This is a genomic window from Mesorhizobium sp. P2_A8, assembly GCF_056404935.1.
The window spans coordinates 175818-187303 of sequence record NZ_JBFUDB010000012.1; the positions used below are offsets into that span (position 1 = coordinate 175818).

At 58.0% G+C, this 11486-nt stretch carries 9 protein-coding genes and 1 pseudogene; all 10 read right to left on the bottom strand.

Annotated features, from left to right (window positions below; translation table 11 throughout):
- Positions 1-48: 48 nt before the first annotated feature.
- A pseudogene (locus AC1D10_RS31945) lies at positions 49-235 on the bottom strand (hypothetical protein); the annotation flags it as partial.
- Positions 236-366: 131 nt separating this feature from the next.
- A complete protein-coding gene (locus AC1D10_RS31950) occupies positions 367-1614 on the bottom strand; it encodes a M24 family metallopeptidase (protein WP_477278773.1) in 1248 nt (415 codons plus the stop codon).
- A gap of 156 nt (positions 1615-1770) precedes the next feature.
- Positions 1771-2769, bottom strand: a complete 999-nt coding sequence (locus AC1D10_RS31955) for a succinylglutamate desuccinylase/aspartoacylase family protein (RefSeq protein WP_477278774.1) — start codon at positions 2767-2769, stop codon at positions 1771-1773.
- Between the two features lie 99 nt (positions 2770-2868).
- Positions 2869-3972 carry an ABC transporter substrate-binding protein gene (locus tag AC1D10_RS31960; protein WP_477278775.1) on the bottom strand — a complete coding sequence of 368 codons (1104 nt, stop codon included), beginning with the start codon at positions 3970-3972 and terminating at the stop codon, positions 2869-2871.
- Positions 3973-4059: 87 nt separating this feature from the next.
- Positions 4060-4947: a diaminopimelate epimerase gene (dapF, locus tag AC1D10_RS31965; RefSeq protein WP_477278776.1), complete on the bottom strand. Its 888-nt coding sequence runs from the start codon at positions 4945-4947 to the stop codon at positions 4060-4062.
- Between the two features lie 213 nt (positions 4948-5160).
- On the bottom strand, positions 5161-5727 hold the full coding sequence (locus tag AC1D10_RS31970) for a sarcosine oxidase subunit gamma (RefSeq protein ID WP_477278777.1): 567 nt from the start codon (positions 5725-5727) through the stop codon (positions 5161-5163).
- Positions 5720-8653, bottom strand: a complete 2934-nt coding sequence (locus AC1D10_RS31975) for a sarcosine oxidase subunit alpha family protein (protein WP_477278778.1) — start codon at positions 8651-8653, stop codon at positions 5720-5722. The genes AC1D10_RS31970 and AC1D10_RS31975 overlap by 8 nt, the downstream gene beginning before the upstream one ends.
- Complete coding sequence (locus tag AC1D10_RS31980) at positions 8650-8940, bottom strand: sarcosine oxidase subunit delta (RefSeq protein WP_477278779.1); 291 nt, start codon at positions 8938-8940, stop codon at positions 8650-8652. The genes AC1D10_RS31975 and AC1D10_RS31980 overlap by 4 nt, the downstream gene beginning before the upstream one ends.
- Before the next feature lie 10 nt (positions 8941-8950).
- The gene (locus tag AC1D10_RS31985) at positions 8951-10201 is read right to left on the bottom strand and encodes a sarcosine oxidase subunit beta family protein (RefSeq protein WP_477278780.1); all 1251 of its coding nucleotides are present in this window, start codon (positions 10199-10201) and stop codon (positions 8951-8953) included.
- Between the two features lie 228 nt (positions 10202-10429).
- Complete coding sequence (locus tag AC1D10_RS31990; protein WP_477278781.1) at positions 10430-11425, bottom strand: M14 family metallopeptidase; 996 nt, start codon at positions 11423-11425, stop codon at positions 10430-10432.
- Between the last annotated feature and the right edge of the window lie 61 nt (positions 11426-11486).

The window sequence follows — 11486 nt, forward strand, 5'->3', positions numbered from 1 at the left end:
GAAAATAGAATTTCATCGCTCTTTAATCCAATTTCGATATATGCGAAGTCGTCCTTTCTGCTTGGCCGCGCGGCAGTAATCGCGCCATTCTCACAAGCGGGGCCGCCGCCAAGGGCATCAGCCTGCTTCAACAAGCGAACCATGACCCGCAGAGCTTCACGCAACAGGCTGCGTCACTCGGTTCGAAGCCGCGCAAAAATCTCGAAATGAAGTGCAGCAGGGTAAACGTCGCCGTCCGGTGAACCGGACGGTTGCAGATTTGCTTTGGAGCTAGCGGCAACACACCACCGGATCTCGCCCGACTAGCCGGACGATTTCGACAATAAAATCGACAGCTCGCCGTCTATGGATGAAACTAAGCTAAGGCTAGTTCATCAACTCGTCTTCATAGGGAAAGGTCGAAAGCTTTTGACAGCCGTCGCGAGTCACAAGCACTTGCTCCTCCAGCTTCACGCCTTCGATTCCGTGCTCCGAGCCGATGAAGCTCTCGATGCAGATCGTCATGCCCTCCTCGAGGACGCCATCGTAGCCATACTGCTTCCAGTCGAAGGCATGAGTGATGTAAGGATACTCGTCACACATTCCGATCCCGTGCGCGAGGCAAGAGTACCGGTGGTACACGAATTCGTCAGGGATCTTCCAGGCTTTCTCGGAAAGTTCTCTGAAGCTAAAGCCGGGTCGCACAAGAGCAAGATTATGTGCCACCTCCTCAACGGCGTGGTTGTACAGCCGCCGCTGCTCATCTGTCGGCTTGCCTGGCTTGCAATAGAAAGTTCGAGAGACGTCGACAGCGTAGCCGAATGGACCGATCATGTCCGTGTCAAAAGCAACCAGCTCTCCTGCGCGGATCATCTTGTCGCTGCTGCCCTTTCCCCATGGCAGGATGTTGCCGCCCGAGTTCAGGAGACGTGCTTCGATCCATTCACCTCCATGCGCAATATTGGTATGATGGAGATGTGCCCACAGCTCGTTTTCCGTCATGCCCGGTCGCAGGGCTTCGCGCATCCGGTACATGCCCTCCTCACCGACCGTAATCGCCATGCTCATGCATGCAATCTCTTCGTCCGACTTGATGACCCGGGCCAATTCCAGCGGCTTCTGGGCGTTTCCGATTGCATAGCCCTTGGCCTGGAATGCTCCGATTGTCTCCGGGTCGATGCGGTCGATGGCGATCCGCTTGTCACTTCCCACCATGCTCTGCAAGACGTCGCAGGCGTCGTTGACCCAAGCCTTTACGAATTCTTCGTTGCGCGGACCGCCTGCAAAGAAGGTGGTCGACAGCGGACCTCGCACTTCGGCCACTGTTTGAAGCGTGCTCGTTTCCTTTTCCAATTTGTCGAACTCATAAATCACCGATAGGCCCTCCGCCGGCAAAATGAGGCAGCGCATTGGCAGATGGAAATTGAGAATGGGATGACGGCTGGCGCCGGACGCGTACCGAATATTGATAGGATCGAACAGTACGGCTGCCGCGTATCCAGCTTTCGCGAGCTGATCCTGGGTCCGCTTCATTCGGTAGATTCTCATTTTTGCGAAATCTACTTGGGCTGTATAGTCCTGTAGCTTCATCTGGGGAGTTGATCGCGCGACCCTGAGTGTTTCGTCCGCAACCATTAATAATCCTCCTATTGGTCATATGCGATTTGCAAGCAACTCGTGGCACGCCTGCGCCGTTCAGACGGTCAACGGCGTTTACGCATCGAGCCGACTCCAGTTCGATATCTGTACATTGCTGGCGAAAACATGCGATGCGAACGCAGGTGCCCCAAATTATTGGGGGGGTCTGTGTTCCTGGGTGCCGATTGCCCCCATAAAAGAGCCCTCTTTGATTGATGGATGCGTGACACGCCACAGAAGACAGCCTGAATCCGGAGCGTTGACTTCGGTTAGTGTCTCGCCGAAGAGATTGGTGATCGTGCCAAGCCTTTGGCCCTTGGTTACAGGGTCGCCGGGTTCCACTTCGGCGTGGAAGTCTCCGCCAACTGGACAATAAACCCAGAGATAGTCATCACACACCACTTGTGCGTTTCGGATTTCTGACCGCGGAGTGCTGATGACACCGAGAGCGCGGGCCACGTTCAACACTCCGTCGACGAAAAAGGAGACTGTGTCTTCGGTCGCTAGACCGTTTGCTCCAGCTTCCGGGAGCACGGCGAGTCGACCTTGGCGAGCGAAAGCTGAGGGAGAATATGTTCCTGGCCTGTCGATAAAGCGCGTCGGCAGAGCAAGCACAAACTCCGCGTCGAAGCACATCGCCAACTGCCGCGCTCGGGCACTAAGCTGAAGGTCAAGCGAATTTTGAACGATCACGAACTTCGAGACGTTCTCTCGCAAGTTGCCGCCATGCATGTCTATGAGGCAATCTGCGCCGTCGCACCATTCGTTCATGATCGCGTCGCAAAGGGCTTCGGAAAAAGTTCCGTCCTTCTTGCCGGGAAACGTGTGTTCGATATTTTTGCCGTCAAGCGGACAAACGTAATCAGGATACTCAAAGAGCCCCGGCTGGTTGATGAACGGAATAATGGAAACGCTGCCCGCCATAATCTCCGGATCGAACGCTTTTTGAAGCCGCACGGCTGCTTCTATTGCCGACACCTCATTTGGGTGAATACCCGCGCAGATACAGAGACGCGGACCTGCCCTTTTCCCACGGATCTCGCAAATCTCCCATTTGTAGCCGGCGAGCCGCGGACTATCAAAATGTACGTGTCCACGAAAAATGCCGGGTTGGCCGTATTCGCAGCTGTTGCTGAGTGCGATGACTTCCATTTTACTCATTACTTTCCGATTAGAGCGTTTGCTTTCCGAACCGACCGATGCGGTTGGCATAGTCGTCGCTGCAGGCAGACCCCTCCCTGCAGCGACAGATCACTGCGATAGCAGCGCGACACATTGTTCCATCGCAACTTCATAGTTGGTGCGGCCATCTGGTCCGGTTTTGCCCCACCACTGGTAGTTTTGGAACACCTGCTTCTTAATGAGATCCGGCGCACCGGGTAGATTTTCGGCTAGCTGCTTAGGAAGCAGCTTGAACGCGTCCTGATTGACCGGGCCGTATTGGATCGCCTCGGCAAAAACCGCCTGCGGTCCTGGGCGGGAGATATAGGCCAGGAACTTGAACGCGTTTTCCTTGTTCGGTGAGCCTTTCATAACCACCCAGTAGTCATATTGAAGCAAGGACTGCTCCCACGAAAACGCAACGGGTGCTCCTTGCTCCTTTGCAGCCGCCATCCGCCCATTGTAGGTCGAGGCCATGTCGGCCTCGCCGTCGATTAGGCTCTGGGGCCCATCTGCACCAGCGACCAGCCAGCGACCTACATCTGGCATAAGCGCCTTGATTTTGGTAAAGGCCCGAGCTATGTCGATCGGGTACACTTGGTCGACCGGCACACCATCGCCCATCAGCGCCCCTTCGAGTAGGCCGCCCTCAACCATCTTTTCGCATTTCGATAGTGCGCGCTTCCCCGGAAACTCCTTGACGTTATAGAAGTCGACCCAGTTCTTTGGGTGCTTTCCGTCCTCCGGAAACTTTTTGGTGTTGTAGCCTATGACAGCCGAATAGGTGAAATTGCCAACGCCGAATTCGTTTCTGAGTGCCTCCGGTATGCTCGCAAGGGTCTCCTTGGCGAAGTAGCTATAGTCTATCTTCTCAGCACCATCCTTGGCGATCCAACTCGCAAGCTGACCACCAGCCAGGTCGGCGATGTCATTTGCGGGCTGGCCAAGCTGTACCGAGGCCAACAGCTTTGCGTGATCCTCTGCAACCAGCACAACTTTGATGCCGGTGTCTCGCGTAAAGGGATCGAAAAATGCCTTCTTCTCGGCCGCTTCCAAGGTCCCGCCGCTCGATTCTATGACGACCTCGCCCGTACCTTTGAGGTTATCAGGAATCTCCTCCGATTGTGCTGCAAAAGGCAACGCTACAATCAGCAGTCCTGCATTCAATGCAAAGTATGTTGTTAGCGCTTTCATGATCTTTCCCCTGTTTTTGTGATAGTCGCTCTCGTTATCTCTTATCGGTGCCGCGTTGGAGCCATGGCCTCTGGTAACACTGGGGCGTTACTTGCCTCCTCCTAGGAATCCGTGACAGCAAAAAGCGACCGGACCAGTCATGCGAACTGTATCGCCCTGCAGAAGTTCGATATCGAGCTTTCCGCCCGGGAGATGGACGGCGATTTTGTTGGAGGTGACGAGGCCTCGTTTGAGCGCAGCATAGGAGGCAACGCACGCGCCGGTTCCACATGCCCTAGTGAGTTTGCCTGGTCTTTCCCAGACGACGAGCCGAAGGGTCTGTCCATCAAGGATCTGAGCGGCCCCCACGTTGGCCCCCTCCGGGAAGAGAGGATCACTATGGACCGCGGGCGCATAGCGACCCATGTCGACGCTATCGAGTTGGTCTGCAAAGAAAACGGCATGTGGATTGCCGATGTAGAGGGCGGCGCCATCCGACAGCGGTCCGCTTTCGATAGGCAGGTGGAGCGTATCAACCTCTCGCGACAATGGAATCTTGCGCCAATCCATGCTGATTGGTCCGAGCGTGATGCTGACCTCCATCGGCCCCGCCCTGCGGCAGTGGACAACTCCCCCCGCCAACTCCATGAGCACTTCGTCCCGGCCGGATTCTTCGAGCAGCAGATAAGCCATGCAGCGCGTGGCGTTGCCGCATGCCCCAACTTCCCTGCCGTCGATATTGAAGATCCGCATCGCCGCATAGGCGCCGGAGCGCAGCCCCTCCTCCGAAGCCCGTTCAATGGTCAGCAGCTGCTCGCCGCCGACGCCGACGTTGATGCTGCATATGCGCACAATTTCTTCAGTATCTAGCGGTTTGCTGCCGTCTCGACGATCGAGAATAACAAAATAGTTCTCCAGACCGTGCATCTTGATGAATGGCCACTGCAGCGGCAATCCGATTGGCGAAGGGAGCGAGAGAAGATCCGTGTGTATCATCGGCCAATCAACCAACCTTCGCGGATAGCGTCCGGCGCAACGGGGCGCAAAGCAATTGCGACGGGGTCCTTCCTTGAGCACAAGCTAAGAGTTCCTGTTGCATAGCAGCCGCCGCCTCTCCTTTTCCGACCAGAGATTTCCACGGATATCTTAGTTTGGAAAATAGAATTTCGCTGCCGTTTAATCCAATCTGGATATATGGAAGGGCCTCTATCACGTTGCGTTTTCCTGCAACCGCCTCGCTGCTGTTTCCACCGCGTGCCAGAGTGATGCGGCAAACGACCGTGCCCCCAGGAGGGCAATATGGTATTCGTTCCGGCGGATCACGAAGCAGCTCATGTCATCGAGGCCGGTTCGTGTCGCTCGGCCAGGGCCAAAGCCCGCGGTATCTATGTTAACGAGCTTCGACAACAATGCCTCAAGAGGCTTGATTCCGGCCCCCGAAACAATCTCAAACACGATCCAGCCATCCGTTTGCTCGGTTATCGTACAATCGGCCGCGCGCCTTTCCAGATCGGCGGCGAAATCCTCCTCGGCACGGCCCTCGGCCTCGATCATCCAATGATCCGGGCCGACCCAAAAGGCTGCCACCCCCTGCCCTGCCACCCAGTGACCCGGCTCCGGAAGCTCAAGGCCAAAGGGCACTGGCTTTGTCGCACCGCGGCCTAGCGCCAGAGAAGCAAGCGCCAGATTTGGATTCTCCCGGATGTCTAGTGCCGCAAAAGATCCCAGGCGGGGCTGCGCGGCGCCGAGCGCCGCAAAGGCGTTAAGGTCAGTCACGCAGACGTGCTCCTTCTGGATCAACGAAGTGTGCCGGCACGATCCGCAGGCGTTCTGTTTCGCGTTCGACGGGGTTCGCGGCGACAATCACCTCGCCTAGACGTTGGTCGCCGTTTTCCAGAAAACCGAGCCCAATCATCGATCCTACATGTGGGCTGTAGCAGGCCGACGTGATCCAGCCTTGGTCGGTGTCGAGATTTTGCGCTGCGCCCTCGGTAAACAGATGCGACCCGGCAACAACCTTGCCCGCGCGCTCGATGGGCTGAAGACCCACAATACGGCGGACATCAGCCGCCAGTCCCTCACGTTGCGACATGACCGCGCCGATGGCGTCCTTTTTCTGCGACACCATTTTGCCTAACCCAAGCATCGTGGCCGTGCTCTGGCCATTCAGTTCCGAACCACCTACGTGGCCCTTTTCGACGCGCAGGACGGATAGCGCTTCAACTCCGTAGGGCGTGACTCCGAGGTCAGCTCCCATCTGTATCAGCCGTTCCATGAGGGCCTGGCCGTAGCGGGCGGGTACCGCGATTTCGTAGGCGAGTTCACCGGAGAACGAGATGCGGAAGAGCCGCGCGCGTAAACCACCGCAAACAGTCAGTTCCGCGCAGGCCATAAAGGGGAAGGCTTCGTTCGACAGGTCCAAACCTTCCACGATGCGACCGACCAGGTCCCGCGATTTTGGTCCGGCCACTGCGATCTGTGCCCAGGCGTCCGTCGTGGAGATGATCTGCACGTCGAGTTCCGGCCACAGGCATTGCCGGGCAAACTCCATGTTGCGGTAGACTAGCCCGGCGTTGGCAGTCGTCGTTGTGACGACATAGTGATCCTCGGCTAGCCGGGCGCAGGTGCCGTCGTCATAGGCAAAGCCGTCTTCGCGCAGCATTAGCCCGTAGCGGACTCGACCGACCTTCAGCGTATTCATCACATTGCTATAGAGCCGATTCAGAAATTCCCCGGCATCCGCGCCCTGCACGTCGACCTTGCCGAGGGTCGAGACGTCGCACAAGCCCACAGCGCTGCGAACTGCCTTGGTCTCACGGTCAACGCTTTGGCGCCAATGCGTTTCGCCCTGACGGGGGAAATACTCGGCTCGCATCCACTGGCCGCTCTCAACGAAAACGGCACCTTGGGCTTCAGCCCAACCATGCGTCGGCGTAAGGCGGCGCGGGCGGAAATACGGTCCTGTATCGCCTCCGCCCAGCACCGAGATGGTCACTGGAGTGTAGGGCGGGCGGAAGATTGTCGTTCCAGTCTCGGGAATCGATCTCCCGGTCAGTGCCGCCATCACGGCGAGCCCGGTCACATTCGATGTTTTGCCCTGGTCCGTCGCCATGCCCAGCGTCGTGTAGCGTTTCAAATGCTCTACCGGACGCATGTTCTCGGCATGGGCGATCTTGATGTCCTTCACCGTCACGTCGTTCTGAAAATCGACCCAAGCGCGTCTTTTTCCCGGTACGTGGAAAATGGGCGCGACCCCGTACACTGGGTCTTCCGATTGTGGCAAAACGGGCAGTGCTGTCGCAATTGCGAGTTCGTCCAGCGCGCGCAGAGCTGCCTCACCACCCGAGCGAAGTGCCCGGGTGGTGGAAAAATGACCCGCAGCCGCACCTGCCGAAAGCAATCCCGCAGGACCATCAGCGCCCGGAAGGAACGCCTGCAACGGTTCATCCCAAACAGGCCTGCCGCGATGATGGGAGGTCAGGTGCACATTCGGGTTCCAACCGCCGGAAACACCCAGCGCGCCGGACTCGATCCATTCGCGGCGACCGTTGGCGGAAACCTCGATCGCTGTCAGGCCCAGCCGCCCGCGGGAACCCGTCACCATGCCGCCGGCGATCACGCGATAATCGCCCTGGGCCTTGGCCTCACGACGCGTGTCGATAACGGCCGCGACATGTACGCCCTTGGCGGCAAGGTCGCGGGCAGTGCGATGGCCGTCGTCGTTGTTAGTGAAGACAGCGATTGTCTTGGAAGGGCATGCTGCCCAGCGATTGGCGTAAGCCCGCAGTGCGGCCGCCAACATAATTCCAGGACGGTCATTGTCGGCAAAGGCGATGGGTCGTTCGGTGGCACCTGCAGCCAATATCGAGCGTTTGGCAGTGATGCGCCACAGCGTCTGGCGGACCTTGTCGCCCGGTTCCGGAAGGTGATCGGAAACCCGTTCCACAGCACCGTAGATTCCGTGGTCAAAGACACCGAATACGGTCGTGCGACGCATCACGCGAACGTTCGGCAAGCTCTCAAATTCAGCCTCCAACGCCGAGATCCAATCGGTAGCGGGCGCGCCGTCCAGCGCTTCCGTCTCGGCCAAGAGCCTGCCGCCCAAGCGGAAATCCTCATCCGCCAGGATCACGCGTGCACCAGAGCGCGCCGCTGTCAGTGCCGCCGCAAGCCCGGCCGGACCCCCTCCGATGACCAAGAGGTCGCAATGCAAGAAGCCCTTGTCGTAGGCATCCGGATCAGCCTGCATGGACAAGCTTCCGAGGCCGGCCGCCTTGCGGATCGCAGGCTCGTAAAGCTTTTCCCAGAAGGCTTTCGGCCACATGAAGGTCTTGTAGTAGAACCCGGCCGTGAAAAACGGCGATAGCAAATCATTGACCGCTAAGGCATCGAAGCTGAGTGAGGGCCAACGATTCTGGCTTCGCGCCACAAGCCCTTCAAACAACTCCGCAACGGTTGCGCGCGTATTGGGCTCCTGACGAGCGCCCAAGCGCAGCTCGACCAAGGCGTTTGGCTCCTCGGAGCCGGCTGAGAGCACACCGCGCGGACGATGATACTTGAAGCTGCGGCCCATCAGGCGCACGCCATTGGCCAGAAGCGCTGAGGCTAGCGTGTCGCCTGGATGACCCTGGTAGCGCTTGCCGTCGAAGGAAAAGTTCAGGGTTTTCGAGCGGTCGACCAGACCGCCTGCTAGCCGGGTCATTGACCGCTCCTTTTGCGCGCCAGCGCGGCATCGCGAGCCAGTTCAGCGCCGAGGATTTCGTGCGTTACTGTGTTGCGCGTGATCAACAGCCATGATCGATCGCCCTGCTCATGGAACCACAGCTCGCGGTGGACGCCCGCCGGGTTGTCGCGCAGAAAGACGTAGTCGCAGAAGGAGTGCTCGGCATTCGGCCTGGTCGGGTCGGGACGGTCGAGGAGCCGGACATCGCCGAGATAGATGAATTCTCGCGCATCGCGCGAACCCAGAATTGGATGCGGAATTAGCATTCGGTTGACCTCAATGCAGGTTGGGCTGTGCCCCGGTGCCGGTTTCATCAATTACATACCCGCGTGAAAAACGATCGAGCCGGTAAGCGCGCGCAGTCTCGTGTGGGGATCCGGTGGCAAGCAGATGGGCGAAGGCATATCCGCTGGCAGGCGTCGCCTTAAAGCCACCAATGCACCAGCCGCCGTTGAAAAAGAGACCTTCGACGTTCGTGCGGTCAATGATCGGTGAGCCGTCCATGGACATATCCATCAGGCCGCCCCACATACGCAGGAGCCGGGCACGCCCGATCATTGGCATTAGCGCCAAGCCGCATTCGGCCGCATGCTCGACCACAGGCAGGTTGCCCCGCTGGGCGTAGGAATTGTAGCCATCGATATCGCCACCGAAGACGAGGCCCCCCTTGTCCGACTGACTGATGTAGAAATGTCCCGCCCCGAAGGTAATGACGCCAGGAAGGATGGGCTTTAAGCCTTCCGAGACGTACGCCTGCAGGACATGACTCTCCATCGGAAGCCGCATCCCCGCCATTGCCATGACCCGGCCCGAAGACCCCGCAACCGCAACGCCAACCTTGCCGGCACCGATGTAACCGCGCGAGGTCTCGACACCGCGGAGCTTGCCATCAGAAATCCGGAAACCTGTGACCTCGCAGTTCTGGATCAGGTCCACACCACGCAGATCGGCGCCACGAGCGTATCCCCACGCAACACCGTCATGACGCGCCGTTCCCCCCCGCGGCTGCAATAAGCCGCCACGGATTGGAAAGCGGGCGTTGTCGAAATTCAGAAAAGGAACCATCGCGCGCAAATCCTCACGGCTCAACAGACGCGCGTCAGCTCCGGCGAGTATCGCCGCATTTGCGCGGCGTCGAAATGAATCGCGCTGCGAATCCGAGTGGAGAAGGTTGATAACTCCGCGTTGAGAAATCATCGCGTTGAAGTTGAGCTCTTGCTCCAATCCTTCCCAGAGCTTCATCGAAAATTCGTAGAATGGCTCGTTGCCGGGAAGCAGGTAGTTTGAACGGATAATGGTCGTATTGCGGCCAATATTCCCCGATCCCAACCAGCCCTTCTCCAGCACAGCGATACGGGACTGCCGGAACGTCTTGGCCAGATAGTAAGCGGTCGCTAGACCGTGACCGCCGCCACCGACGACCACATAGTCATAGTCTGATTGGGGCTCCGGATTGCGCCAAAGCGGGCGCCATCCGGTGTTCCCCTTGAGCGCTTCGGCAAATACGCGGAAGCCTGAGAATTTCATTTCCTAAAGTCCTTTTTAGACAGCGCTTCGAACCGGTGACAGTCAAACGAATGAGGTGCCTAGTCAGAGTTAGAGGCATTCCGACCGCCCTTTCCCGGCTTTCGTCGGCCTTCCGCTTTTCTCAAGCAGAGTGAGTCGCGTGTGCTGGCTATGCCGGGCGTGCCGAATGTGCGGCCGTCCTATCGCCCGGCACCCTGAGGCCCGCCAACCCATCCTGAAGTGTTCATGCTACTGGTGAACCGATGTCTCCTCGACTGCGACCGCTCCTATGGGCGACCCTTTTGGGATCGTTGGATGCGTCATCCGCCACAACAGAAAACCCGTCTCCGGTGCGGCGACTTCTGCCAGGGTCTCGCCGAAGAGATTGCTGATCGTGCCGAGGCGTTGGCCCTTGATAACCCGATCACCCGGCTCGACCTCAGCGTGGAACTCGCCATCCACGGGGCTGTCAACCCAGAGATACTCATCACATGGAATTCGCGCGTTCAGGAACGATGCCAGGGGCGCGTCGATAATTCCGAGAGTCCGGGCGATGTTGAGCACTCCTTCAAGGTGGAAGGAGATCGAACCCTCGTCCAGAAGCCCATTCGCTCCTGCTTCCGACATCAGGGCCAGCCGGTTGTGACGAGCAAAACCTGTCGGGGCTCGACCCGACTTTTCCATGTCTGCAGGAGGTAGACCCATAACTATCTCGGCGTCGAAGCACATCGCCATACGCCTTCCTTTAGCGTCGAGCTCGGCATTCTGAGTGCGCTGGAAGATCGAGAATTTTGAGACATTCTCTCGCAGGTCGCCCCCATGCATATCGACGTAGCAATCAGCGTCTACGCACCATTCATTCATGATCGAGTCGCACAGCGCTTCCGAAAAAGTTCCATCCCTATTGCCCGGAAAGGTGAAATTGATGTTTCGACCGTCAATCGGGCAGACTAATTCGGTATACTTGTAGAACGCCGGCTGGTTGATCAACGGAATGATAGAGACTGAACCCTGGATCGTTTCCGGATCTATCATTCGTTGTAAGCGTACAGCGGCTTCGATGCTGGATACCTCATTGACGTGAACTCCGGCGGATACACATAGCCGCGGACCAGGCTTTCTACCGCGGATTTCACAAAGTGGCCAGCTGTAGTCTGCGAGACGAGGATTGTCGAAACGCAAATACCCTCGAAAAATACCAGGTCGCCCATAAGCACAGCTATCTTTTGAGGGGCTGATTTCCATTGTCTTAATCTACCGCTCTGATGATCGAGTTTTGGCTGGCCAGGTGCTGCCACACTCTACG

Coding starts and splice junctions, on each gene's coding strand:
- AC1D10_RS31950 (WP_477278773.1), bottom strand. CDS start 1,614: ATGGTTGCGGACGAAACACTCAGGGTCGCGCGATCAACTCCCCAGATG.
- AC1D10_RS31955 (WP_477278774.1), bottom strand. CDS start 2,769: ATGGAAGTCATCGCACTCAGCAACAGCTGCGAATACGGCCAACCCGGC.
- AC1D10_RS31960 (WP_477278775.1), bottom strand. CDS start 3,972: ATGAAAGCGCTAACAACATACTTTGCATTGAATGCAGGACTGCTGATT.
- dapF (WP_477278776.1), bottom strand. CDS start 4,947: ATGATACACACGGATCTTCTCTCGCTCCCTTCGCCAATCGGATTGCCG.
- AC1D10_RS31975 (WP_477278778.1), bottom strand. CDS start 8,653: ATGACCCGGCTAGCAGGCGGTCTGGTCGACCGCTCGAAAACCCTGAAC.
- AC1D10_RS31980 (WP_477278779.1), bottom strand. CDS start 8,940: ATGCTAATTCCGCATCCAATTCTGGGTTCGCGCGATGCGCGAGAATTC.
- AC1D10_RS31985 (WP_477278780.1), bottom strand. CDS start 10,201: ATGAAATTCTCAGGCTTCCGCGTATTTGCCGAAGCGCTCAAGGGGAAC.
- AC1D10_RS31990 (WP_477278781.1), bottom strand. CDS start 11,425: ATGGAAATCAGCCCCTCAAAAGATAGCTGTGCTTATGGGCGACCTGGT.